At 70.3% G+C, this 23,885-nt stretch carries 22 protein-coding genes; 9 read left to right on the plus strand and 13 right to left on the minus strand.

Annotation, left to right across the window (positions count from 1 at the left end):
• Nucleotides 1-104: 104 nt before the first annotated feature.
• From QHF89_RS35405 to QHF89_RS35455, 11 genes are all read right to left on the minus strand, one after another.
• On the minus strand, nucleotides 105-254 hold the full coding sequence (locus QHF89_RS35405) for a hypothetical protein (RefSeq protein ID WP_153823572.1): 150 nt from the start codon (nucleotides 252-254) through the stop codon (nucleotides 105-107).
• 176 nt (nucleotides 255-430) lie between these two features.
• The gene (locus QHF89_RS35410; RefSeq protein ID WP_136928853.1) at nucleotides 431-844 is read right to left on the minus strand and encodes an NUDIX hydrolase; all 414 of its coding nucleotides are present in this window, start codon (nucleotides 842-844) and stop codon (nucleotides 431-433) included.
• A 20-nt stretch (nucleotides 845-864) separates the two neighbouring features.
• Nucleotides 865-2,511 carry a transglutaminase domain-containing protein gene (locus QHF89_RS35415; protein ID WP_284721340.1) on the minus strand — a complete coding sequence of 549 codons (1,647 nt, stop codon included), beginning with the start codon at nucleotides 2,509-2,511 and terminating at the stop codon, nucleotides 865-867.
• 67 nt (nucleotides 2,512-2,578) lie between these two features.
• Nucleotides 2,579-3,034 (minus strand): nuclear transport factor 2 family protein, encoded by a 456-nt coding sequence (locus tag QHF89_RS35420; protein WP_136966719.1) that lies wholly within the window; start codon nucleotides 3,032-3,034, stop codon nucleotides 2,579-2,581.
• A gap of 62 nt (nucleotides 3,035-3,096) precedes the next feature.
• A complete protein-coding gene (gene pcnB / locus QHF89_RS35425) occupies nucleotides 3,097-4,410 on the minus strand; it encodes a polynucleotide adenylyltransferase PcnB (protein WP_136966718.1) in 1,314 nt (437 codons plus the stop codon).
• A gap of 140 nt (nucleotides 4,411-4,550) precedes the next feature.
• Nucleotides 4,551-5,459 (minus strand): serine/threonine-protein kinase, encoded by a 909-nt coding sequence (locus QHF89_RS35430; RefSeq protein WP_136966717.1) that lies wholly within the window; start codon nucleotides 5,457-5,459, stop codon nucleotides 4,551-4,553.
• A 12-nt stretch (nucleotides 5,460-5,471) separates the two neighbouring features.
• Nucleotides 5,472-6,425: a tRNA glutamyl-Q(34) synthetase GluQRS gene (gene gluQRS, locus QHF89_RS35435; RefSeq protein ID WP_136966716.1), complete on the minus strand. Its 954-nt coding sequence runs from the start codon at nucleotides 6,423-6,425 to the stop codon at nucleotides 5,472-5,474.
• 234 nt (nucleotides 6,426-6,659) lie between these two features.
• The gene (locus tag QHF89_RS35440) at nucleotides 6,660-7,415 is read right to left on the minus strand and encodes a hypothetical protein (protein ID WP_136966715.1); all 756 of its coding nucleotides are present in this window, start codon (nucleotides 7,413-7,415) and stop codon (nucleotides 6,660-6,662) included.
• 80 nt (nucleotides 7,416-7,495) lie between these two features.
• Nucleotides 7,496-8,035 carry a hypothetical protein gene (locus QHF89_RS35445; RefSeq protein ID WP_136966714.1) on the minus strand — a complete coding sequence of 180 codons (540 nt, stop codon included), beginning with the start codon at nucleotides 8,033-8,035 and terminating at the stop codon, nucleotides 7,496-7,498.
• A gap of 11 nt (nucleotides 8,036-8,046) precedes the next feature.
• Nucleotides 8,047-8,634 (minus strand): hypothetical protein, encoded by a 588-nt coding sequence (locus QHF89_RS35450; protein ID WP_136966713.1) that lies wholly within the window; start codon nucleotides 8,632-8,634, stop codon nucleotides 8,047-8,049.
• Nucleotides 8,635-8,691: 57 nt separating this feature from the next.
• Complete coding sequence (locus QHF89_RS35455; protein ID WP_136966712.1) at nucleotides 8,692-9,915, minus strand: DUF1015 domain-containing protein; 1,224 nt, start codon at nucleotides 9,913-9,915, stop codon at nucleotides 8,692-8,694.
• An 86-nt stretch (nucleotides 9,916-10,001) separates the two neighbouring features.
• Between QHF89_RS35455 and QHF89_RS35460 the strand changes: the two genes are divergently transcribed.
• From QHF89_RS35460 to QHF89_RS35490, 7 genes are all read left to right on the plus strand, one after another.
• A complete protein-coding gene (locus QHF89_RS35460; RefSeq protein WP_284721341.1) occupies nucleotides 10,002-11,633 on the plus strand; it encodes a helix-turn-helix domain-containing protein in 1,632 nt (543 codons plus the stop codon).
• Nucleotides 11,626-13,083 carry an ArnT family glycosyltransferase gene (locus tag QHF89_RS35465; RefSeq protein ID WP_284721342.1) on the plus strand — a complete coding sequence of 486 codons (1,458 nt, stop codon included), beginning with the start codon at nucleotides 11,626-11,628 and terminating at the stop codon, nucleotides 13,081-13,083. Before QHF89_RS35460 ends, QHF89_RS35465 begins: the two co-directional genes overlap by 8 nt.
• 12 nt (nucleotides 13,084-13,095) lie before the next feature.
• Nucleotides 13,096-13,422, plus strand: a complete 327-nt coding sequence (locus QHF89_RS35470) for a tellurite resistance TerB family protein (protein ID WP_136966710.1) — start codon at nucleotides 13,096-13,098, stop codon at nucleotides 13,420-13,422.
• A gap of 99 nt (nucleotides 13,423-13,521) precedes the next feature.
• Complete coding sequence (locus tag QHF89_RS35475; RefSeq protein WP_284721343.1) at nucleotides 13,522-14,562, plus strand: LysM peptidoglycan-binding domain-containing protein; 1,041 nt, start codon at nucleotides 13,522-13,524, stop codon at nucleotides 14,560-14,562.
• A gap of 2 nt (nucleotides 14,563-14,564) precedes the next feature.
• Entirely contained in the window at nucleotides 14,565-15,704 is a 1,140-nt protein-coding gene (locus QHF89_RS35480) for a serine/threonine protein kinase (RefSeq protein ID WP_284721344.1), read from the plus strand.
• Between the two features lie 57 nt (nucleotides 15,705-15,761).
• Nucleotides 15,762-17,156, plus strand: a complete 1,395-nt coding sequence (locus QHF89_RS35485) for an Ig-like domain-containing protein (protein ID WP_136932931.1) — start codon at nucleotides 15,762-15,764, stop codon at nucleotides 17,154-17,156.
• 204 nt (nucleotides 17,157-17,360) lie between these two features.
• Nucleotides 17,361-18,377: a helix-turn-helix domain-containing protein gene (locus tag QHF89_RS35490; RefSeq protein ID WP_136932930.1), complete on the plus strand. Its 1,017-nt coding sequence runs from the start codon at nucleotides 17,361-17,363 to the stop codon at nucleotides 18,375-18,377.
• Here QHF89_RS35490 and QHF89_RS35495 read toward each other — a convergent pair whose 3' ends face one another.
• Both QHF89_RS35495 and QHF89_RS35500 read right to left on the minus strand, forming a co-directional pair.
• Complete coding sequence (locus QHF89_RS35495) at nucleotides 18,378-19,313, minus strand: ATP-grasp domain-containing protein (RefSeq protein WP_136966709.1); 936 nt, start codon at nucleotides 19,311-19,313, stop codon at nucleotides 18,378-18,380. It abuts the gene before it with no gap.
• A gap of 31 nt (nucleotides 19,314-19,344) precedes the next feature.
• Nucleotides 19,345-21,048 carry a class I adenylate-forming enzyme family protein gene (locus QHF89_RS35500; RefSeq protein ID WP_136966708.1) on the minus strand — a complete coding sequence of 568 codons (1,704 nt, stop codon included), beginning with the start codon at nucleotides 21,046-21,048 and terminating at the stop codon, nucleotides 19,345-19,347.
• A 42-nt stretch (nucleotides 21,049-21,090) separates the two neighbouring features.
• Between QHF89_RS35500 and QHF89_RS35505 the strand changes: the two genes are divergently transcribed.
• Nucleotides 21,091-21,489: a PilZ domain-containing protein gene (locus QHF89_RS35505; protein WP_136932927.1), complete on the plus strand. Its 399-nt coding sequence runs from the start codon at nucleotides 21,091-21,093 to the stop codon at nucleotides 21,487-21,489.
• 107 nt (nucleotides 21,490-21,596) lie between these two features.
• Nucleotides 21,597-23,855 carry a tetratricopeptide repeat protein gene (locus QHF89_RS35510; RefSeq protein ID WP_136966707.1) on the plus strand — a complete coding sequence of 753 codons (2,259 nt, stop codon included), beginning with the start codon at nucleotides 21,597-21,599 and terminating at the stop codon, nucleotides 23,853-23,855.
• Nucleotides 23,856-23,885 lie beyond the last annotated feature (30 nt).

Below are 23,885 nucleotides of genomic sequence, written 5' to 3' on the forward strand. Positions count from 1 at the left end.
TTCGAGCGAGGAGACTACCACGCCCGGCTTCCGCGCCGAAAAGAGGAAGAGCCTGCCACATCGGGCAGGCTCTTCCGAAGCCTCCTCTTCATTTCCAATCGCCTTCATGACTCCCCGATATTTACCTCCGCGAAGAGCTCCCCGCCCCATCGCCAGAAGGCCACGGTGCGGCTGAACAAGAGGACCACTTCGAGGCCCAGGCCGCTGTCGAATTCGACGCGCCAGCGACCGGGGTCGACTTCGAGGATGCGCACGAAGGTCAGAGGTGCAATCGATGGGCCACGTGGCCTCGGCGTGGCGCGCGGATTCCCACGTCCCTCACATGCGATTCATCCGTCCCAAACAAAGGGCCCGGTTCCCGATGCGCGGCCCTTGCACGGGCATTGCGCAGGCCTCTGGCATGGCGCGCGGACGATCCCGCCATCCGACCTCATTGCAAGACAAGCGCCCGGGTCACCACCCGCCGAACGGCCTCCGTCACCCCGAGACGGCCGAGATCGTCCACACGCGCGAGGATCACCTCACTCGCGTCGTCCCCCGCCCTTAGGTCGCCGCCCGTCCGGAGACACGCGTAATCGAGGATCACGTAATGGTAGGGAGGATCCACGACCTCGACGACCTCGACGAGCGGACCGACTCTTACGACGAGCCCCGACTCCTCGAGCACCTCCCGAGCGACCGCGACTTCCAGCCGCTCGCCCGGCTCGACACGTCCCCCCGGTAGCGACCACGTCCCGGCCATCGGAGGGTGCGCGCGGCGGACGAGCAAGACACGCGGCTCGCTCTCCCCGCGATCGATCACGGCCGCGCCGACGGCCAGGCGAGGCGCGCCTTCGACGAACACCTACGGCTCGCCCCGCTCGGTCACTTGGTCCCCCCCGCCCCGCAACGCGCGCCGCCCGGCGTGCGCAGGCCGAGCTCGTACTCGCCGAGCGAGAGCTCGCGCGGGATGACGACGGGCCCGTTGTACGCGCCGCGCTCGTCGGTGGAGAGCGAGCCGACGACGATGCCCTCGGGCGCGTTCGTGCTGCGCAGGACCACGTCGACGCGCACGTTCGGGCAGGCGCTGCCGCCGCTCTTCACCTCGCCGCGCAGGATCACCGGCAAGCCACGCCGCACGTCCCGGCCGACCTCGCCCACCGTGATCTCCGCGGGCGGCGCGTTCGGATCCGCGGGCTCCGTCGCGCTCGGCGCGGGCGCGGGCTCCGGCGGGGCCGCGCTGGACGACGTCGTCGCGCTCGGCGAAGGCGTGGCGCCGTTCGTCCCGCCATTCTGCGCGTTCCCGCTCTGGCCGCCGGCGTCGTTCCGCGCGCGGTCGGCCATCTCCTGTCCGGAGTCCTGGCTTTCCGGCCAAGCGTAGGGATCGGGCGGCGGCTGGTGCGCGGGCCGATCGTCCTGCTGCGACTCCATGTTCAGCGCCGCGCCGCCGAGGTCGATGCGATGCCAGAGGTTGCCATCGAACGCCTCGACCCACGCGTGCGCCTCGTTGACGACCATACGCGCGGGCAGGCCGATGTTGAGGGCGGTCACGAGGAACGCGAACGAGCGATGTCGGCAGACGCCTTTCCGCGTGAGCGCGAGGTCGAGGTAGATGTCCTCGCGGCCGCGCGGCGGATCGTCGGAGGGCTCGAACGAGCGGAAGTAGCCGACCATCTTTTCGAGCACGTCGCGCGGACGCATCGCGCGCGAGATGCCGATCGCGTCGGCGACCTGGGCGAAGGCCGCGCGGTGCGTGGTGGGCTGCGGCGGCACGAGGCGATCGAGCTCGGTCCAGCCTACGTCCGTGAACGCGCTGCCGAACGCGGCGCGCGGGATGCCGAGCTGGACCACGAGGCGCACCTCTTTGCGATCGTGTCCGCGGACGAACCAGTTGTCGGCGCCGTCGCGAAGCACCTCGATGCGCGTCTCGGGGTTCGAACTCAGCCGGAGCAAACGCGAGCCGGGCCCGACGTTCGGGATGCGCACGGGCTGATCGGGGACGAGGCCGACGGAGAAGTCGCCGTAAAAGGTCTCCTCGCCGGGCGCGAGCGTGCCGCCGATGGGAACGGGGCGCAGGGTCTTGTCGCGAACGGCGAGGGTGTAGTCGTCGAGGACGGCGTCGAAGGCGCGCAGGCGCTTGAAGGGCGCGGTCGAGGGCGTGAAGGGGTCTTCGTAGTTCTCGACGTTGGGGCGGCGCGTGTCCCGGTCGGGCTCGTAGGTGGACTCGGGCGTGTCGTCGGTCGTCGAGCCGCCGTAGAGGTTGCGCGCGTCGGGCGGCCGACGCGGATCGGGCGCGGTGGCGATGCCGCTCGGCGTCTGCACCGCGGCGGGCAGGTCGCCGTCGATGGTCGTCGTGCTCCACGAGAGGTTCTCCTGCGGATCGGGCGGGAGAAACTCGTGCAGGATCGAGCTCTGCTGCGCGTCGACCGTGCCCGAGAGGGCGATCGACGCGGCGAGGACGAAGGGCACGAACGGAAGGCGCGCGAGGGCGCGTCGAAGTCGCGAGCGGGCGGGGAGCGAAGGAGGAGCCACGCGCATGACGTTCCGCTAGTGAACCACGAAGGGCGCGGAAGTTCCACGCGACGCGCGTGGGATCGCGTCAGGGCGAGGAAAAGTGGACGATGATCGAGGCGATCTTCCAGGCGCCTCCTACGCGACGGTACTTTTCCTCGTAGCTGCCGAAATACGTCAGCCTCGTGGCGTCCTTTGGTTCACGCGGGACGCTGTGCGCGACGAACGACCACGTCCCCTCCGCGGTGTCGCCGTCGACCGACAGGATGGGGTTCATCACGTGGTGGGCGGCCCAGCGCGAGCTCGCGGGAAGCTGCTCGGCGAAGGCGCGGAAGAGCGCCTCCTTGCCGGAGAACGTGCCGAAGAAGCCGTAGTCGGCGGTGGCGTCGTCGGTGAACAGGTCCGCGAGGGCGCGGGCGTGTTCGGCGCTCGGCGTGGTGAGGCAACGGTCGGCGAAGACCGCGTACTGCGCCTTGAGCGTGCGGATCGCCTCCAGCGACTCGAGCCTCTCGATGCGCGAGGGAAGGTCGTTCGAGCTGGTCATCGCGGGTCCTCCTGTCGTGCGGGACACCCGCGAAGCGTACCAGAGCGATCCGCGCGCTGGGCCTATCGCCGTCCGCGGTGGGACGGATGCGGCCGCTCGCGATGGTGATGGTGCGGCAGCGACGACGTCGAAGGCGCGGCGCCGCGGAACCGCTCGAGCGCGGTCGTGGGCTCGCCGCGGGCCGTGAGGTCGGCGAAGGCGACCTCCAGGGCCGCCTGGAAGAACTCGGTGCGGGCGAAGCGACCCGCGCGGCCCGTCGCGAGGCGCGGCATCACGCCGATGATGCGGCGGATGCCGTCGGCGTACCTGCGCGAGAGCGCGAGCCGCTCGATCAGCGGTTCGAGGAAATCCGCCACCGCGGCGCCCCGGTCGCGCGCGCCGTCGCACGCCTCCTTGAGCGGTTCGAGCAGGAGCAAGGTCCAGAGAACGGTGTCGTCGAGCCCGCCCACCTCGGCGCTGCGCTGATCGATGTACTCGAGCAAGCGCCACTGCCGGATGCCCGGGCCGTCCTCGCGCTCCTCGTCGTAGAGCAGCGACGACAGCTCGGGCAAGAGCACGTCGAGCACGCCCGTCTCCCACGCGAGGTAGATCGTCCGGCGCGCCTGACCGCCGCGCAAGAGACGCAGGATCTCCTCCGACAGGCGCGGGCGCGCCGCGAGCGCGAGCGCCTCGCGGCAGAAGACGATGGCATCGTAGACGTCGGGCGTGATCGCGAAGCCGAGCCTGCCTGCGAACTTGAGCGCGCGCAGGATGCGCACCGGGTCTTCGCGGAAGCGCGTCTCGGGGTCGCCGATCGTGTGCACCACGCGGCGCTCGACGTCGGCCATGCCGCCGACCCAGTCGAGGATCTGGCGCGCCTCGATGTCGTAGAACAGCGCGTTCATGGTGAAGTCGCGCCGCATGGCGTCCTCGCTCGCGACGCCGAAGACGTTGTCGCTGCGGATGAGCAGCTCGGCGGACTCGTCGCCGTCGTCCTTCGGGTTGCGCCGGAACGTGGCGACCTCGATGACCTTGCCGCCCTGGAAGAGGACGTGCACGAGGCGGAAGCGACGGCCGATGATGCGGGAGTTGCGGAAAAGCTCGCGCACCTCCTCGGGCCGCGCGCTCGTCGCGACGTCGAAGTCCTTGGGGCTCCGATCGAGCAGGAGGTCACGGACGCAGCCGCCGACGAGGTACGCCTCGTGACCGTGACGCGTCAGGCGCCGGATCACCTTCTGCACGTCCGGGTCGATGCGCGCCTCGTCGAAGGAGACGTCGTATCGACGCGCAGGCTCGCACAGCGGGAGCGGCGCCGGGCCGACGGTGTAGCTCGGCTCGAGGTCGGCCTCGGCGTAATCAGGCAGGGGATTCAGAGGAGAGGGGGTCGTTCGCCCCATGGCTTCCATGCGGCTCGTGGGTGTGTTGCTCGGCTCGTCCGAGCGCTTTGCACGGCCTGGGCCGCCCTTCGAGAGGATTCAGGGCGTCTAGCAGGGGACGGCCCCGGGGGCAAATGTCCACCGCAGAATCGTGTGCACTCTCACCGCAAACAACGTCCCTCGGGGGTGTCGCGCAGGGCCTCGGCCATGGCGACGGCGGAACCGTACCGCCGGTCCGGGTCCTTTTCGAGCGCACGAACGACCACGGCTTCGAGCGCGGTCGAGGCTGCGAGCGCGACGTTTCCCGCGCGGAGCGGCGGCGGGCGCTCGACGGCGTGCCTCTCGGCGATCACCGCGGGCGGGCCGACGAACGGCGGAGCGCCGGCGAGCATCTCGAAGAGCACGACGCCGAGCGCGTAGATGTCGGCGGTCGGCTCTGCAAGCTCGCCCGCGGCCTGCTCCGGCGGCATGTACTCGGGCGTGCCGACGGCCGAGCGTCGCGACGTGAGACGAAACGAGTCCTTGCCGCCCGGATCCCCGTCGATCCAGGCGGAGCCGAAGTCGAGCAGCTTCACGAGCTCGCGCCCGTCCGGCGCGTGCACGAGGAAGATGTTCTCGGGTTTGACGTCGCGGTGCACGACGCCGGACGCGTGCGCGGCGGCGAGGGCGAAGGCGGCATCCACGGCGATACGCGTGGCGCGGACGGGCGTGAGCGTGCGCGCGTAGGAGAGCGTGTCGGCGAGGTCGAGCCCGACGAGGTGCTCGGCCACGAAGTACGGCAGGCCGTTCGGCAAGGTGCCGGCGTCGTGAACCTGGAGGACGCGCGGATCGGTGACGCGGCTCGCGGCGGCGATCTCGCGATGGAAGCGCGCGCGCAACATCTCGTTCGCCTGGTGCTCGACGCGCAGCACCTTCACGGTGACGCGAGGACCGTTGCGCCCGCCGCGCAGACCTTCGGCGACGTAGACGTGACCCACGCCTCCGCTGCCGAGGTACTGGATGACGCGGAAGCGCTTGTCGATGACAGCTCCGATGAGCGCATCGGACGTGGCGGAGCTCTCGCGGTGCATCGGCGGGCAATCTTACCGCGCGACGATCGCCGACACACGCACGGATTCACGCGGCAAGCGGGACCAGTCGAGGGACGCGGCGAGCGCTTCGAGGGGAGCTTCGGCGTCGCCGAGGTCGTGACCGTACGCGCGGGCGATGGCGCGCACGAGCGCGCGTGGGTCGCGGCCCGCGTCGCGATGATCACGAAGCGGCATGAGCTTGTCCCGCTTCGCGAGGCGGCTGCCATCGTCGGCGACGAGCAAGGGGACGTGCGCGAACGTGGGAGGTGTTCCGCCGAGCAGCCGCGCGAGGAGGGTCTGCCGCGCGGAGGAGCTCGCGAGGTCGCCGCCGCGCACGACGTCGGTGATCTGCATGTGGAGGTCGTCGACGACGACGACGAGCTGGTACGCGAAGACGCCGTCGCCGCGGCGGAGGACGAAGTCGCCGGTCCCATGGCCGACGTGTTCGGTGTACGTGCCGAGCACGCGGTCGTGGACGGTGACCCGCGCGCGCTCGTCGTCGGGCACGGCGAGACGCACGGCGGGCGGGCGCTTGAAGTCGCGCTTCTGCATGCCGAAGGGCCTGCACGTGCCGGGATACCGAGGGCCTTCCTCGCCGGCGTGCGGCGCGCTGGCGACGCGGGCGATTTCGGCGCGGGAGCAGTCGCAGGCGTAGACGAGGCCACGCGCGGCGAGCGCTTCGATGGCGGCTTCGTAGAGGGCGAAGCGCTCGGATTGCACGTACGGCGCGAAGGGGCCGCCCTGCGCAGGAGACTCGTCCCAGCGAAGGCCGAGCCAGGCGAGGTCGTCGAGGATCGCCTCGGCCGCGCCGGGGACGACACGCGGGCGGTCGATGTCTTCCATGCGAAGGACGAGGGTGCCGCGCGCTTGCAGGGTGGCGGCGGCGCAGAACAGGGCGGCCGCGGCGCTGCCGAGGTGGAGGGCGCCGGTGGGCGAGGGAGCGAAGCGGCCGCGGTAGGCGGTCATGGTGGGGCGAGCGGGACTGAACCACCCGCGAGGCAGGTCGTCGAGGGGGCGAGGTAGTTTCGAACCACCGGCGAGCCGGGTCGGCGGCGGTTCCAGGTGGTTTCGAACCACCGGCGAGCCGGGTCGGCGGCGGCGCGGAGGGGTTTCGGACCACCGGCGAGCCAGGTCGGCGGCGGTTCCAGGTGGTTTCGAACCACCGGCGAGCCAGGTCGGCGGCGGTTCCAGGTGGTTCGACTAGGCCTTCTCGGGGACGTTGGCAGTGGGGGCGCTCCTCGCGCGCGCGTCGGCCTTCTTCTCCGCGTCGCGGAGCGGCCCGAAGACGAGCGCCTCGGTGGCGGGCGCGAGCTCGGCGAGATCGCCGTCGGCGACGAACGCATTGACGACCCGGATCCACCGATTGCGCGCCTTGACGAGCGCCGACCCGCTGGCGAGCTCGGATTGCTCGGCGAGGAGGCGGCCCTTTTCATCCTCGCGCTCGCCGAGCTGCTTGCCGAGGGCAATCCACTCTTCGAGGTACGCCGTGAGGGATTTCTGCGCGGGCACGTGACCGATGAGAATGGCACTCGTGCGCATCTTGATCGCGGGCGTGAGGCGATCGGCGAGCTGCTGCGCCTGACCGGCCTGCGCGCGATAGGTCTTTTGCAGGCTGGGGAGGCCGTCGGGGACGAGGATATCGCGGAGCTGGATGAGATCGGCCCCAGCCTCGCCGCCGACGAGCTCCGCGGTGGAGGTGAGGAACCCGAAGACGCCCCGGATGATGGAATCGTGCCGGACGTCGATCTTAGCCTCCTCGGCGCTGATCTCGTCGAGCCGCGGATTCTTGGAGGGCTGGGCCGCGACGGCGAGAATGGTATGGATCTCGTCGATGCGGGGGAGCTTGGCGGAGAGATCGGGGTTTCCGAGAAGGGCGGCGCGAGCGGGGGATTGAAGGTCGATCCAGGTGGCGGAGACCTGGAGCATTTCTTCGGTGCGGAGGTTTCGGAAGGCCATGGGTATGCGCGGACGGTATCATGGGATACCGCGGACATACAAGAGGGCCGTGGGGAGGCCTACGGAAGGCTTGGTACGGGTCAGCCCTGGCCGACGGGTCCGCCTGCCTTCTTCATGATGTCCGCGACGCTCGCTTCGAGCCGCTCCCGGTACGCGCGCATCTCCTCCACGAGGAGCCGGAGCTCCCGCTCCACGTCCTTGAGCATGTCCATCTTCTCGATGTCCTCGCGCATCCGCACGATGTCCTCGTGCCGGACCTCGTGTCCCCCCTCCTCCATGAGGGAATCGAAGAGCTCCGGCTGCGAGGCGAGCTCGTCGAGGACCTCCTTCATCTGCTCCGATCGCGCTTCGCTCTGGGGCTTCATCCGCGCGCGCTCCTCCGGCGTGAGCCGCCTCCGGAGCAGCGGGAGCATTTCCATGAGCTCCTGCAAATGCCGCTGGCCTTGCTCGTGGTCGACCGTGGGCCTCGGGCCGGGGGCGTCCTCGAGCGTCATTCCCACCTCGACCGCGAGCGCGCGGCGTTGTTCGCGCAGGAAAGCCACCACGAGGTCGACACGGCGCCGCATCTCGGAGACCGTGAGTGTGTCGAGCCGCCCTTGGAGATCGTCGTCGTCTGCCATCGGAATCGCTCCTAGCGCCCCCGCTCGTAATCCTTCGCCGCGCGCTCGACGATGTCCCAATCCCGCGCCGCCCGCTCCGACTCGGCCACGAGATCCGCCGTGAACAACGTGAGCCCCCAGATCCCATTCTCGCGCCGCCGAAACCCGTACCGCGTCCCGCGCGCCGTCTCCACCGTCGCCCGCTCACCCACGATTTCGACCTTCGCCATGCCGGAGAGGTCCCGCCGGAGCCGCGTCACGAATCCCTTTTTCGTGGCGAGGTCCACCCAGACGTCCGCCCCGTCCTCGGCCGTCGCGTGCGTGCGGTACGCGTCGACCAATCGCGTGCGCTCGGGCTCGGGGTAGGCCTGCGCGATGCGCTCGCTCGCCTTTTTGCGGTAATCACGGATGCTGTAGGCGGCGTGCTGCGCAGAGTCTTCGAGGTAATGGAAGCAGGTGCGGGCGTCGCCCTGCGAGAGGCTGAAGGCGATGCGCAGGTAGGCGCCCTCAGGCGTGGTGTCCGGCGGGAAACGAGACGCCGCCCAGAAGACGTAACCGCCGCCGCCGAGCGTGAGGAGGGCGAGGCCGGAGGCGAGGGCTTGGCGGCGCGTGAGGGGCATCGGCGTGGGGCAGTCTCGTTTCCACGGAAAAGGCCACTCGGCAAGCGGCCAGGCGCTTCAGAAGGTGTGGACGAAGAGGCCGCTCCGGAGCTTCGGCTCGAACCAGGTGCTCTTCGGCGGCATGAGCAGGCCCGCGTCGCTCACCGCGAAGAGCTGCTCGATCTGCGTGGGGTAGAGGTGGAGGCCCAAGGTAAAATCCCCCGCGTCGACGCGCCGCTCGAGCTCGCCGTAGCCGCGGATGCCACCCACGAAGTCGACGTGTTTGTCCCGGCGAGGGTCCTTCACGCCGAAGATCGGGCCGAGGAGGAGGTCCTGCGCGATCGAGCAGTCGAGCGAGGCGACCGGATCCTCGGCCCGAACGGGATCCTGCGGGGCGCGGAGGAGGTACCACTTGCCGGCGAGGTACGCGCCGAAGGTGCGCGGCTCGGGCGGGGTCGCGGCGAGGCCGTCGGGGCGCGGCTCGACCTGCATGACGGACCGGAGGCGCTCGAGGATCGCCTCGGGCGAGCGGCCTTCGAGGTCCCGCACGACGCGGTTGTAGGGCAGGATCTTCATCTGGTCGTGCGGGAAGACGACCGCGAGGAAGACGTCATGCTCGCGGCCGTCACCGCGGTACGTCTGGTGCACGCGGGCCGCGGCGGCGCTGCGGTGGTGGCCGTCGGCCACGTAGAGGCACGGGACCTCCTCGAAGCGCTCTTCGAGGGCGCGCGTGGCGTCGCGGCCGAGCACCCAGAAGCGATGGCCGACGCCGTCCTTCGTGGTGAAGTCGTAGATCGGCGGCGCCTCGGTGGAGGCCCGGACGAGCGCGTCGATCGTGGGGTCCTTGCGGTACGTGAGGAAGACGGGCTCGTCGTGCGCGGCGAGCTCCTCGATGTGGCGCGTGCGGTCGTCTTCCTTGTCGGCCCGGGTTTTCTCGTGCTTCTTGATCGTGCCTGCGAGGTACTCGGAGACGGCCGCGCAGCCGACGACGCCGATCTGGCGGTGGTCGCCCATGGTCTGCGCGTAGAGGTAGAGGTGCGGCTCGGGGTCCGCGGCGAGCGCGCCTTCGGCGATGAGCTTCGCCAGGTTGTGCGCGCCCATGGCGTAGACCGCGTCGTCGTGCTCGTCCGTGCCCTCGGGGAGGTCGATCTCGGGGCGGGAGACGTGCAGGAAGCTCGCCGCGTTGCCCTCCGCGAGCTTGCGCGCCTCGGCCGTGGAGATGACGTCGTACGGCGGGCTCGCGACGTCGAGGGCCAAGGAGGGCGGGGGGCGGAAGGCGCGGAAGGGGCGGACTTTGGCCATGCGTGGCGGTTAACTCGGTTGGGCCCAGGTGTCGAGACAGGCGCGTCCTGGGCTGGCCAAGCAGATCCTGTGGTACACGTCCGGGCGTGCCCGTGCCCGGAGACGACGACAACGAGCGGCTGACACCCACGATCCCGCCGCCGCCCATGATCGAGTCGGCCTCGGGCACACGCACGCGGCGGGTGATCGCCGTGGGAGGCGGGCGCGGCGGCGTCGGCAAGACGCTGCTCACCGTGAACCTCGGCGTCTACTTCGCCCAGCTCGGCCGCGAGGTCGTCGTCTGCGACACGGATCCGTTCGGTTCGAACCTGCACGGGGTGCTCGGCCTGGAGACGCCGCCGCTCGTGACGAGCGAGGCGCTCGAAGAGGGCAAGGCCAAGCCCGTGAGCACGATCGTGCCGGGTCTGCGCCTCTTGCCCACGGCCTACGATCCCATGACGGCGACGCCGATCCGACCAAACCGCGGGTCGCACTGGGCGAGGCAGATCGAGAAGCTCGACGTCGACTACGTGCTCCTGAACCTCGGCGCCTCGACGACGGCCTCGACGCTGGATCTCTTCCTCCAAGCCGACGTGGGGATCTGCGTGACGGCGCCCGAGCCGCTCGCGATCGAGACGACGTATCGCTTCTGCCGCGCGCTCTACCTGCGCGTGCTGCGGCGCGCGCTCACGAAGGAGCGCTTCAAGCTGCGCCTCGTCGAGCGCGTGATCGCGGCGCTGCCGCCGCTGGCCCCGCCGCCCGCGATCGTCGCGGAGATCAAGCGCTACGACGACGGCGTGGCCAAGGTCGCGGCCGAGGAGATGCTCCGCGTGGCCGCGCACCTCGTCGTCGGGCAGACACGCCTGCGCTCGGACCTCGACCTCGGCGTGAGCATGTCCGTGATCGCCGAGCGTTTCCTCGGCATCTCGCTCGAGAACCTTGGCCACATCGAGCACGACGACGCCGTGTGGCTGACGGTGCGGCGCAGGCAGCCGCTCCTGATCGACAGCCCGACGTCGAAGAGCGCGCGTAACATCGAGCGCGTCGCGCGCCGCATCCTCGCGCTGCTCGCCGCGCAGAGCACCCGCGGCGGCGCGCTCCCGCCCCGCGCGCCCGCCACCCAGCAGCGCGCCGCCGCCCTGCCCGCCACGCTGTACGAAGTGCTCGGCGTGCCACGCACCGCGGCCGACGACGAGATCCGCCGCGCCGTGAAGCGGCAGCGGGAGATCTTCCGCGAGGGCAGCTTGCCGCTCTGCTCGGTCGTCGCGCCCGAGGTGTTGCGCCAGGTGCAGGCGCGGATCGAGGAGGCGCACGACACGCTGCTCGATCCCGTGCGCCGCCGCGCCTACGACCTCTCCACGTTCCCCGACGACACGCCGGCCACGGTGGTGCCGCAGCGCAGCAGCAACGCCGCGCAGATGGCGGAGCTCGCCATGCTCCAGGCCGAGCTCGCGCGCGAGATCAACGCCGAGACGCAGTTCACGGGCGCGCTCCTGCGCAAGGTGCGCGAGTCGCAGGGGATCGAGATCACCGAGATCGCGCAGCGCACGAAGATCAACGTCGCGCACCTGAACGCGATCGAGAACGAGTCGTTCGGGGATCTGCCGGCGCTCGTGTACGTGCAGGGCTTCGTCCAGCAGGTCGCCAAGCACCTGAAGCTCGACCCTGCGCAGGTCGCGAAGACGTACTCGCGAAGGCTGCGAGATCTTTCCCTTGGGCGCGCGAGGAGCAGTGGATAAGCCTTCGGACGAAGGACGGGATCGGCTCTTTTCGGCCGCCCTCTTCGTGCTGGCGCTCCTGCCGCGCCTCTACGTCGCCATCGCCTGGGCCCGCGAACCGGTGTGGGACGGGCACTACTACGACTTCGGCGCCCGCCGCATCGCCGAGGGCCTCGGCTACTCCGACGACGTCGTCGTCGGGGGACAACGCATCTGGCACCCGTGGTGCCACTACCCCGTCGGCTACAGCGGCTTCCTCGCGATCTTCTACCGTCTCTTCGGCGCAGGGCCCGCCACCGCGCCCGTGGTCAACGCCGTGACGGGCGCGCTCGTCGCGGTGCTCGTGCACAGGCTCGCGCGGTACGCGACGACGAAGAACCGTGCGCGCGCTGCGGGTCTGCTTTGTGCGCTCGATCCCGGCCTCATCATCTACGCCGCGCTCGTGATGACGGAGCCGCTCGCCGCGCTCGGCCTCGTCGCGGCGGGGTGGCTCGTCGCGCGGGACGCCAAGGAAAGACCGCTGCGCGGCGCGCTCCTCGCGGGCCTCACGCTCGGCCTCGCCACGCTGGTCCGGCCGCAAAGCTTGCTCTGCGCGCCGGCTTTGGGTCTGTTTACGCTGGGCGACGGGACGCTTCGGACGAAGCTGAAGAAGGGTCTCGTCACGGCCGGCCTCGCGCTCGCGACCGCCGTGCTCGTCGTCGTGCCTTGGACCGCGCGCAACTGCCGCGTGATGGACGGGTGCGCCTTCGTGTCGACGAACGCCGGATGGAACCTCGCGATCGGCGCTTCCCCGCGCGCGACGGGGCGCTTCGAGACGCTGCGCGCGAGCGACGGCTGCAAGGTCGTCACGGGCCAGGTCCAGCAGGATCAATGCTGGCGCGACGAGGGCCTGCGCTGGATCACGAACGACCCGATCCGCTGGCTCTCGCTCGTCCCGAAGAAGCTCGGCCACACCTTCGATCACGAGTCGTTCCCGATGGGTTACCTCGGCGAGGCGAACCCCGCGGCCTGGCCCGAGCCCCGCAAAGCCACGGGGCGCGCCGTGCTCACCGCCGTGCACGTCGCGCTGCTCGCGCTCGCCGCGCTCGGCCTCGTGGCCTCCCCGCTCGGGCGTTTGCCGCTGCGCGCGCGGCTCACGCAGATCGCCGCATTGCTCGCGGTCGTGGGCGTCGTCCTCCACGGCATCTCCGCGGACGCGCATCCGTTCTGGCCGCTCGCCGTGTTGATCGTGCTCTTCGGCGCCTTGCCGCTCCCGGGCGCGCCGGCCCGCAACGCGACCGTCGGGTACCTCGTCTTCGCGGTCGCCACCGTGGCGCTCACGCACGCGATCTTCTTCGGCGAAGACCGGTATCACGTGGTGATCACGCCGGTCCTTTGCCTGCTCGCGGCCCTCGTGTTTCGACCCTCCCGAGCGCTCGCCGCGCCCGCCGCTGCGGCCGCAGACGTTCCCCACCGTCCTGACCAGGTCTGATAGAGTACCGCCATGCTGAAGAACCTGAGCCGCGAGGATCGTCTCCGGGTGATGGGGTTCGTGTGCTCGTTTGCCTGGGCGGATCTCGAGGTCAAGCCCAAGGAGCGCGCTCTCGTCCACAAGATGGTCAAAGAGCTGAAGCTCGATCCGGACGAGGCAAAGCAGGTCGAGGGCTGGCTGCAAGTGCCGCCGCGCGCCGAGGACGTCGACCCGGCCGCCATCCCGCGCGCGCACCGGCAAATGGTGCTCGATTTCGCGCGACGTATGGTCAAGGCCGATGGGACCGTCGATCCGGAAGAGGAGGAGAGCCTGTCCCTCCTGGAGGCGCTCTTGGCCTGACGGTCGGGGGCTCCGGTCGGGCGGCAGAGCCGTCCTTCCTCTGCCCCCCGCGGGCGTAACCGGTCGCCATTCCTCGCGTCCGTCTGGTACGCTCGGAGCGTGCTTCGCCAAGGTCTCGGTCGCCGGCACGGCCCGCGGAGGATCCTCCTCGCGGGCGTGGCGACCGCGCTCGCCCTCCTCCTCGTCCCCGCCCGACCCGCAGGCGCCTTCCCGCACGTCGTCCGCGCCGGCGAGACGCTCGCGCAGATCGCCGAGCGCGTGTACGGCCGCGTCGAGATGGAGCAGATCCTCGTCTCCGCGAACGCCCTCGACGCAGGCAGGGGCCTGTCGATCGTGCCCGGCATGCGCCTGGAGATCCCGTCCGTCGGGCATCACCGCGTCGCCGCCGGCGAGACCTGGACCTCGCTCGCCGATACGCTGCTCGGCCACCCCGATCGCAGCGACGTCCTCGCCCTCACGAACGAAGCCAAGCCCTGGATCCAGCCGACCGAAGGCCAGGAGATCCGCGTCCCCTACAACCTGCGTTACGTCGCCGGTCCGGGCGACTCCACGCTGACCGTCGCCTACCGCTTCCTCGGCCAGCGCGACAAGGCGTGGATGCTCGATCGGTACAACCGCCTCGGCGGAGAAGCCCTCCAGCGCGGCGACGTGGTGCTCGTGCCGCTCACGGAGCTCGAGCTCACGGCCGAAGGAAAGACCCTCGCCGCGAGCGCCGGCGCGCTCGTCCGCTCGGAAGGCGCAGGCCGCGCGCGCGACGCCCAGCGCCGCGTCGAGACCGACCTGCCGCAGCTCGCCGCCGACGTGCGCAACGGCCGCTACGTCGACGCCGTCGCGCGCGCGAGCCGCATGCTCGGCTCGGGGGACCTCTCGCGCACGCAGCTCGCGCAGATCCACCAGCGCCTCGTCGAGGCCTACGTCGCGCTCGACGCCCAGGGCCTCGCCGAGACCTCCTGCCTCGCCTGGCGCGAGGCCGATCCCACGCTCGTCCTCGACCCGATCGAGCTCTCCCCGAAGATCGTTCGTGCCTGTACGAACGCGAGCACCCTCGGCGCCGCCGCACCGCCTCCCTCCGTGATCCCTTCTGCGTCCGCGTCCGCGGCGCCCTCCGCGCCACGCCGCGCGCCTGCGGGAGGTCGGTAGGCGTGGAGCAAGGCGAGCCGCGCGCCCCGATCGCCTCCGGCGCCGAGCAGCTCGCGCCGGGCTGCGTCGTCGCCGCGCGGTACACCGTCGAGTCCGTCGTCGGCGAGGGCGCGAGCGGCATCGTCTACGTCGCAAAGGACGGCGAGACGGACGCGCGTGTCGCGCTGAAGGTCATCCACCGGAGCCTCTGCTTCGACCCGCTCTTCTCGCGCCGCTTCACGCGCGAGGCCTCGATCCTGACGCAGCTCGAAGGCAACCACATCGTGCGCCTGCTCGACGTCACCGAGGACGACGGCCTGCCCGTGCTGGTCCTCGAATACGTCGAGGGTCTCTCGCTCGACGTGGCGCTCCGCAAGCATCGGCCCTCGATCGACGATGCCGTGGAGATCACGCTCCAGATCTGCGCCGCGCTCGGCGCCGCGCACGCGGGCGGCTTCGTGCACCGCGACCTCAAGCCCGCGAACGTGATCATCCAGGGCGAGCTCGGCACGGGCCGCGTGCCCATGGTCTGGGTCGTCGACTTCGGCCTCGGCAAGGCGCTGCACCGCGATCCCTCGGGCACCTCGCTCACCGAGCGCAACATGATCCTCGGCACGCCCGAGTACATGTCGCCCGAGCAGGTCCGCGGCGACGACGTCGATCATCGCTGCGACATTTACGCAGCCGGCGTGCTCCTCTTCGAGATGCTCACAGGCCGCGCGCCCTACACGGGCAAGACGCCCATCGCGGCCATGACAGCGCACCTCACCGAGCCTGTCCCCTCGCCGCGCGCGTCGAGCCCCGATCGGGACATCCCGCCCGCGCTCGAAGCCGTCGTCCATCGCGCCCTCGCGAAAAACCCCGACGAGCGGTACGAGACCGCGCGCGCCTTTGCCGAGGCCCTCTCCGGCGCGCGGGACGAGCATCACGTCATCGCGCCTGCGGCCGTCGACGACGCCGACGCGCTCGCCATCGGCGACACCGAGCTCGAACTCCGCACGGCCGTGGCGAAGGCCGTCGCGCTCGATCCCAAGCCTGCGTCGCCCGTGAAGACGGCCGCGGAGCGCCCGGGACAGCCGGCGACGCGGTGGCCGTGGATCCTTTTGGCGCTCGTGCTCGCGGCCGTGGCCATCGCCGTCGGCGCGATGGCGGGCGCGCGGTAAAAGCCGCGCATCGCGGATGGCTTTCGCGGGGCATCGCGGCGATAATGCGCCGCGATCATGAAGACGCGCTTTCTTTGGCGAAAAGGTGTTCTCGCGGCCTCTGCTTTTGCCCTCGGGGTCGCGCTTTTTCCGAGCGCTGCGCGCGCCGAGGTCGTCGCCGTGGATTGCGACGTCGATCCCGACTGGTGCAAGACCGCCCCGATCGCCTTCTCGCACAGCGACTCACTCCCGATCGAATGGAGCTTCGACACCGGCTGGGTCCCGGCGAACTCGCCCTTGCAGGTCCACCTGTGGGCGGGCGTTTATGCGACCACGCGTGTCACGCTCAAAGGCGCGCTCGAAACGAGCTGGCCCGAAGCGCTCCTCCTTCGCGCGCCCGGCACGCCCGAGGGCGGCTTGCTCTCGTATCACTACGGCGTCGAACTCGGCGCGCAGGCGCAGCTCCACGTGAAGATCGCCGGCATCCCCTACGATTGGGTCGGCGACATCCCGTACATCCCGCAGATCGACTTCCAGGTCGAAGGGGAACAGATCTTCGACGCATGGGGCTGGAAGCCCGGCGTCACGCTCGCCAGCAAGACCACGAAGCAGACGATCATCGAGGTCCCCCTCAGCGACATCATCAGCATTCCCAGCGTCCTCGTGGACGGCGGCCTCAAGGTCGACGTGCAGATGGAGCTCGCCGCGACGTACACGACCGAGCGGATCGTCGTGGAAAACGTCGAGGGCAAACCCGTCGCGGGCGGCGACATCACCGAGGAGGACGGCGAGACGAAGGCCGAGTACTTGAACGGCCCCTCGATCGACCTCGACGTGCATCCCGAGGGGAACATCGATTACGACGGCATCATCCACCTCATCCCGGGCATGTGGGTCGAGATCCTCGGCCAGAACTTCTCGTTCGACATCGTCGACATCCCGATCTCGTTCCCGATCACGGAGACGAAGTGGTCGTTCCCCAAGCAACGCGTCCACGTTCCCCTGCCCGACCTCGTGCTGCCGAAGGCCGAGATCGATTTCGGCGAGGTCGAGGTCGGCCAGAAGAGCCTCGAGAGCTTCGGCTTGTGGAATGCGGGCGAGGCGCGCGCGAAGGTCACGATCGTATCGAGCAGCCCGGAGCTCTTCCCCGCGTGGGATCCGAGCCTCGAGATCGAACCCGGCGTCACGGCGGACACGGCCGTGCGCTTCATGCCCAAGAAAAACGGCCCCTTCGAGGCGACGTTGTTCATCGCTTCGAACGATCCGAACGACCCGGTCCAGGAGATCGTCCTCAAGGGCGTGGGCTTCGGCGGCCCCGTGGCTCCGTCGCAGGACATCTCGCAGGAGAGCGGCTGCGCCTGCCGCGCCGCGGGCACCGACGCGCCTCTGCCCACCTCCGGTGGCCTCGCCCTCACCGCCCTCGCCGGCGTCGCGGCCTTCGTACGTCGGTTCCGCAAGGGGGGTCCACGTTGACCCCCATGGGTCAACCGATACCCTCCTGACGGAACGTCACGGGATCGACACCTACGTCATTTCGATAGCTTACAAAATCAAGCCTGGGTCTTTCTCGACCCCCCCATTTGACGTAAATCTGCGAAACTTCGTCAATTCCTTGGCTGGCATGCCCGTTGCTGAAGTCCATTGCGGACCTGACTTCAGCATCGGGGAGTTCCTGACATGTCGACGGCCACGCAGGATCAGCACAGCCACGAAACCCAGCCCTCTTCGCAGACCCGCGCCGTGCGCCCGGCGCTGGCCTTCATGGGGTCTCGCGTCGTCGGGCAAAGCGCCATGATCGAGGAGGTCGTCCGCGTGATCGGACGCCTCTCGATGTCCCGCGCGCCCGTGCACTTCGTCGGTGAGCCCGGCGCCGGCAAGCGCTTCTTCGCGCGGGTCCTGCACGAGACGACGGCCCAGGGCCCGCTCGTCGTGCTCTCCGACGAGAGCGCGCCCCTCGACGCCGCCGCGCTCCACGCCGCCGCCGAGAGCGCCCGCGGAGGGACGCTCGTCGTCGTCGCGATCGATCGCCTCCCCGCCGAGCTCTCCGACGAGCTCGTCGCCCTCGCGAACCACGGCGACACGCGCCTCGTCGCGACCTCCGAGCGACCGCTCGATCCGAGCAGCGGCTGTCACGCCGCGCTCTGCGCGCTCTTCGCCGAGACCACGGTCAAGCTCCCGACCCTGCAAGAGCGCGCCAACGACCTGCCCCAGCTCGTCCAGCATTTCTTCGAGCTCCACGCCGCGCGCGCCCATCGCAGCGATCTGCGCGGCATCTCCCCCGAGGCGAGCTCGCTGCTCGAAGGTCACATGTTCGCCGACCACGTGCGTGGCCTCGAACGCGCGATCGAACAGGCGATCGGCTTCGCCGAGGGCCCGTTCGTGACCGTCTCGGATCTGCCCGAGGAGATCCGCGCGCCGAAGGCGCCCGCCTCGCCGCTCCTGCTCGGCGCCCTGCCCGTGCAGGGGCTCGATCTGCGCGCTGCGGTCGAGGAGTTCGAGACGCGCATGATCCTCCAGGCGCTCGAGCGCACGGGCTGGAACAAGAACCGCGCCTCGCGCCTGCTCGGCCTGAACCGCACGACGCTCGTCGAGATGATCAAGCGCAAGCGCCTCGCGCCGCCGCCCGGCTCCCGCAAGCCGGTCTCTGCGAAGGCCGACGCGCACGAGGCGCTCGCCCTCGCCGACGCCGAGTGATCAGCGCATCACGTCTTTGAAGCTCATCGCCGGCTTCGGCGGCCCCTCGTGGGCCAGCCGGATCACGAGGTCGGCCATCTTCTCCACCACCCACGGAAAGTGCTCGGGCCCGAGCGACGTGATGTCGAAGTCGGGCGCCGAGTTCATGAAGTCGATTGCGTACGGCACGCCGTCGCGGATCGCGAGCTCGACCGTGTTCATGTCGTAGCCGAGCGCGCGACAGAGCGAACGAGCGTCCTCCACGCACCGCGCGAGCAGCGCGGGTTCGAGCGGCGGCATCGTCTCGCTCGCCCGCACGTACCTGTCGAAGTGCCCGAGCCGCGGATCCCACAACGCGGGCAGCACGTGCTCCTTGCCGATCACGATGCACCGCACGTACTGCGACCACGGGATCGCCTCCTGCGCGATCATCGTGAGCATCCCCGTCCGATCGTACGCGCGCCACAGCTCTTCGAGTGAGCTCACGCGATAGACGTCACGGAACCCTCCGCCCCAGTGCGGCTTGATGAACATCGGGAAGCCGAGCTCGCGCGCCGCGCCTTCCCAGTCGAGCGGGAAACGCAGGTTGCAGAGCGTCTCGTTCGACACGCCCTCGCCGTACGACTTCGACGGCAGCACCACGGTCCTCGGCACGCGCACGCCGAGCCGCGCCGCGAGTGCTGTCCCGAAGAGTTTGTCGTCCGCGATCCGCCAGAACGGATTGTTCACCACGCGCGTGCCGTTCAGCACCGCGAGCTTCAGCACGGGCTGGTAACACGTCACCTCGTGCGAGATGCGATCGACGAGCACGTCGTACGGCGGCGGCCGATCGATCGAGGTGATGTCGAGCTCGGCGTAGCTCGCCACGACGCCGGCGTCGCGCCGCGCGACCTCGGCGATCAGGGCATCGGGAAAAGAGCGCTCACGTCCGACGAGCAGGCCAACGCGGAGGACCATCCTGCCCTCCTACACCAAACCTCCGCGCTCGTCACAGGGCCATGGCGCGCAGCTCGCGCTTCAGCACCTTGCCTGTCGGGTTGCGCGGCAAGGACGGAACGAACACGAATTCGCGCGGCACCTTCGCGCCTGAGAGCCGAGCGCGCGCGAACGCTTCGAGTTCCTTCGACTCCGCGCGCGCGCCCGCCTTCAGCACCACGAACGCGCGCACCCGCTCGCCCCAGGCTTCGTCCGGGACGCCCACGATCGCGACCTCCGCGACCGCTGGATGATCGTGCAGCACGTGCTCCACCTCGGCCGGATACACGTTCACGCCGCCCGAGATGATCATGTCGCGCTTGCGACCTTCGAGGAAGAAGTAGCCACGCTCGTCCCTCCGCGCGAGATCACCGACCGAGAAGAACCCGTCGCGCATCGCGTCGCGCGTGCCCGCGTCGTCGGCGTGGTAGCCCGAGAAAAGCTGCCCGCTCCGCGCGTAAAGCTCGCCCACCTCGCCCGGCCCGCAGATGCGCCCCGCCTCGTCGTAGAGCCGCACCTCCGCGCCCGGGATCGTCCGGCCGATCGTGCCCGGCGCCGCGCGCAGATCCGCCGGCTTGGCGAGCGTCACCACGCCCGTCTCCGTCGCCCCGTAGAAGTTGAACAGTTTGTCCCCGAAGAGCCGGAGCACGTCGTTCGCGAGCGGGATCGAGATCGCCGCGCCGCCCGTGAAGATCGCCTTCAGCGACGACGTGTCGTAGCGCCGGATCGTCTCCTCCCCGAGCTCCACGATCCGGTGCAGCATCGTCGGCACCACGGCGGTCGTGGTCACGCGGTAGCGCTCGATCGCTTCGAGGAACGACTCGGGCCGGAAGTCGCGCAGCACGATCACCGTGCTCCCGACGAGATACGACATCGTGATGAACCCGAACGCCGTCGCGTGATAGAGCGGGCACACTGCGAGGTGCACCTCGCCCATCTCCATCGGCGTCTCCCCGATGAACGCGAGCGCCGCGCTCGTCGCTCCCTTCGCGAACTGCCGCACCGCGCCCTTGGGTTTGCCCGTCGTGCCCGACGTGTACATCACCACCGCGGGCTCGTCGCCCGGCTTCGGCGGCGGCCCCTTCGCCGACGCGACCAGCGCTTCGAGCGTCGGGAACGACAGGGCCTCGCCGCCCACGGAGAAACATCGCGCGCCGCCGATCTGCGCGAGCTTCGGCGCCGCCTCGCGCACCGTCTCGACCACGTCCACGTCGAAGAACAGCGCGCGCGCGCCCGAGTGCATCACCACGTACTCGAGCTCGCTCGGCGTCGACCGGAACGAGCAGCTCACCGCGCCGCACCCGAGCTTCCCCGCGGCGATCTGCAGCAGCACGAACTCCGGCCGGTTCTTGATCATCAGCGCGATCCGATCGCCGGGCCGAACACCTCGCTCCGCGAGCCCCGCGGCGATGCGTTCGATGCGCTCGTTCATCTCCTGAAACGAGTACGCGCGATCCTCCATGAGCCTGCCGCTCGGCGACGCCGAGAGCCCCACGAGGCCCACGGTGTGCGGATCGTTGTGCGCCATGAAGTGAAAGAGCAGCGGCGGCGTGGCCTTGCGTGTCCGCAAAAGCTCGCGCGCGGTGGCTTCGAGCCCGGTCCAGCGGATGTGGCTCGGCATCTTGGTCTGGATCGCGACGCGGCCTACCGTCCGCGCCCCGAACACCACATCCTCGGCGGCCCGCTTGAGCGAGGAGAGCCTCTCCTTCCAGTGCATGCCCGGATTGTAGTCTCGCGACGTTGGGGATAGGTTACTCCCGTGAGCGACCGGCGAAACACCGGAGGCCGCGCGGCCATCGAGCTGAACGTCGAGTACAAGCGGCTCAACACGTTCTTCGCCGACTACACGCGCAACATCTCGAAGGGCGGCACCTTCATCCGCACGGACCGGCCCCTCGACGTGAACACCGAGTTCGTCTTCGCGCTCAGCATCAAGAACCTGGCCGAGCCGCTCCGCCTCCGCGGGCGGGTCAAGTGGATCGTGCGTCCCGTCGACGCCACGCCCGACTCCCCCGCCGGCATGGGCATCGAGTTCCAGTACAACGACGAGAAAGAGCGACGCGAGACCGAGGCGATCGTCGAAAAGCTCATGGCGAACGAGCTTGGCGACGAGCTCGCCGGCAAGCTCCTCGGACACAAGCTGAGCACGAAGGCGTAAGCGCGAAGCGCTCCGGTTCGTCTACGCCGGTTTCCAGCCTGCTTCCGACGTCCGGGGGGCCTCGTGCCCTCGTGCAGGTTCGCGCCCGCCGTGTACACTCCGCGAAGATGCCTTCGAGATCTACGCCCCGCGCGCGCGCGTTCGCCCGAGCCATCCTCGCCTCGCTCCTCGCCGCCGGCTCCGTGGGCTGCGGGACGTCGAACCGGACCACGAAGACCCCCGTGCAGGTCGTCGAGGGCCCCGTCCGCGCCGTCGACGTCCAGGACGCGGACTTCTCCGCCAGCCTCGCGCGTGTCCTCTCGGACGGCGCGCGCACCCCGCAGCGGCTCGGCCTCGTCGCGGGCGTCGTGCGCCGCCAGCTCGCGCATGCCGAACGCCGCTTCGCGCTCGGACATGCCGAGCGAGGGACCGCGAGCGTGCTCGGCGCGCTCTACCTCGTCCGCGTCGGCGAAGGGCAAGGCGCGATGGTCGACGCGACCGGCGCGCGCGCGCTCGACGGCGCGATCCGCCACCTCTCGGGCCTCGGCGACGAGGGCCGCGTGCACGCGCTCATGCGCATGCGCGCCTCCGCGCTCGGCACGAACGCCCCGGGGCGCACCGAGCTCGACGAGCACCTCGCGAACCTCGAACGCTGGATGGGCGACACCCACGCGGGCAGCCCTGGCGTGAAGCTCGGCGCCGAGGCGCGGTACCTCGCTGCGCGCGCCATGGTCGATCCGTCCGGCGAGACGCTCGACGCCGCGGCGAACGCGATCGAGGCGTGGGTCGGGCGTGGCATCGAGATCAACCGCATCTTCCGGCAGACGGGCAAGCGGCCCGAGCGCGCCGAGGCCATGGAGGCCGCGCGCGCCATCGAGACCGGCGCGATGATGCTCGCCTCGATCTTCGCGCGGCACGGCGACGCGCAGAGCGCCCTTTCGCGCATCGAGAGCTCCGAGGTCCGCCTCATCGCCGCGCCTGGCCTCCGCCAGGGCCTCCTGATGGCCGCCGAGGACGGCGACGCGCGCGCGTGGGAGCTGCTTGCCTCGGCCTTCGTCAACGAACGCACCCCGATGAGCGACGAAGAGGAAGAGGACCGCGAGGAGCGCCTCGATCCGCGCCTCGTCGAGGCGGGCCTTTGGGGCAGCGTGCTCGAAGCGTACCGCAAGGACCCGAAGGACTTCTCCGCGGCCCGGATCCTCGCCGGAGAGCTCGTCCTGCTCGGCATGTCCGAGGGCGCGCCGGCCGTGCTCGCCAGCGCGCTCGGCCCGCAGCCGAACGCGAGGCTCCTCGCGGCCGCGAACCACATCGTCTTCGATGGCATGGCCATCGACGCCGACATCGGGGACATCGACGCCGTGCGCCGCACCTTCCGCGCGGCGGCGCCTCTGCTCGCGGCGGCCGATCGCCCGGAAATTGCGGCCGCGGGCCTCGAACCCACGCCTTCGCGCCTGCGCTTGCTCATGGCCTCCGTCGAGGTGCACGCTGGCAACCTCGCCGCGGCGCGCCCGCTCTTCGTCGCCGCTGCCAAGGGCGACCCTTCGGTCGCCGCGTGGCTCCGCGTCGCGCGCGCCGATCGTCAGGCCAAGGACTCCGCAGCGGCGCTCGACAACCTGCGCCGCGCGTTCTCCGCGCCCGACGCGCGTGCCTCCCTCGCCGACCTCGCCGAGGCGCACCTGCTCGCCTTCGAGATTCACCGCGACCTCGGGGCCACCGATGCGGCCAAGGCCGAGCTCGCGGACGCGCTCTCCGCGGCGCTCGCCTCGCAGAAGCAACGCGGCGAGGCGGGCACGCGCGCGCGGGCCGAGACCTTGCTCGGCCGCGTCCTCGAAGCGTACGGCGACGCCAAGGCGGCGCGACGCGCGCAGGATCGGGCCCTCGCCATTGCAGCCACCGATCGCCCTGCCCTCGGCGCCACGGTCCTCCAGGTCGTCTCGCGCGCGCTCGTCCGGCGTGACCTCGACGCCGCGCGCGCGGCTGTTCGCCAGGGCCTCGAAGCCGACGTCGATCAGGAAGAACGCATCTATGGCGGCCTCTGGCTCTTCCTCCTCGAACGGGAGCTTCGCGTGACGCCGGACGATACGACTGCGCGTGCGCTCTCGACGAATGGCGATCGCGACGCGTGGGTCGTCAAGCTCGCGCAGTGGGCGCTCGGGCGTATGACGGACGAAGGCCTCCTCGCGGCTGCGCAGAATGCCTCGCAGCGAGTGGAGGCGGAGTTTTACACGGCCATGGCACGCCGCGCGTCGGGCGACCCGGCCACACAGGAGCGCCTGCGTAAAGTCGCAGACAGCCCGATCTTCGATCTCGTCGAGGTCCAGCTCGCGCGGGATCTGCTTGCGCCGAATTTTCGCGCAGAGCTGCCCCAGGGCGCCGCGTTGCCCTGAACGGCACGCAATCGCCGGCGCATTTCCCTC

The sequence above is a fragment of the Polyangium sorediatum genome, assembly GCF_029946465.1.
Lineage (GTDB): Bacteria > Myxococcota_A > Polyangia > Polyangiales > Polyangiaceae > Polyangium > Polyangium fumosum.

Coding starts and splice junctions, on each gene's coding strand:
- QHF89_RS35420 (WP_136966719.1), bottom strand. CDS start 3,034: ATGACCAGCTCGAACGACCTTCCCTCGCGCATCGAGAGGCTCGAGTCG.
- pcnB (WP_136966718.1), bottom strand. CDS start 4,410: ATGGGGCGAACGACCCCCTCTCCTCTGAATCCCCTGCCTGATTACGCC.
- QHF89_RS35430 (WP_136966717.1), bottom strand. CDS start 5,459: ATGCACCGCGAGAGCTCCGCCACGTCCGATGCGCTCATCGGAGCTGTC.
- gluQRS (WP_136966716.1), bottom strand. CDS start 6,425: ATGACCGCCTACCGCGGCCGCTTCGCTCCCTCGCCCACCGGCGCCCTC.
- QHF89_RS35440 (WP_136966715.1), bottom strand. CDS start 7,415: ATGGCCTTCCGAAACCTCCGCACCGAAGAAATGCTCCAGGTCTCCGCC.
- QHF89_RS35445 (WP_136966714.1), bottom strand. CDS start 8,035: ATGGCAGACGACGACGATCTCCAAGGGCGGCTCGACACACTCACGGTC.
- QHF89_RS35450 (WP_136966713.1), bottom strand. CDS start 8,634: ATGCCCCTCACGCGCCGCCAAGCCCTCGCCTCCGGCCTCGCCCTCCTC.
- QHF89_RS35455 (WP_136966712.1), bottom strand. CDS start 9,915: ATGGCCAAAGTCCGCCCCTTCCGCGCCTTCCGCCCCCCGCCCTCCTTG.
- QHF89_RS35470 (WP_136966710.1), top strand. CDS start 13,096: ATGCTGAAGAACCTGAGCCGCGAGGATCGTCTCCGGGTGATGGGGTTC.
- QHF89_RS35485 (WP_136932931.1), top strand. CDS start 15,762: ATGAAGACGCGCTTTCTTTGGCGAAAAGGTGTTCTCGCGGCCTCTGCT.
- QHF89_RS35490 (WP_136932930.1), top strand. CDS start 17,361: ATGTCGACGGCCACGCAGGATCAGCACAGCCACGAAACCCAGCCCTCT.
- QHF89_RS35495 (WP_136966709.1), bottom strand. CDS start 19,313: ATGGTCCTCCGCGTTGGCCTGCTCGTCGGACGTGAGCGCTCTTTTCCC.
- QHF89_RS35500 (WP_136966708.1), bottom strand. CDS start 21,048: ATGCACTGGAAGGAGAGGCTCTCCTCGCTCAAGCGGGCCGCCGAGGAT.
- QHF89_RS35510 (WP_136966707.1), top strand. CDS start 21,597: ATGCCTTCGAGATCTACGCCCCGCGCGCGCGCGTTCGCCCGAGCCATC.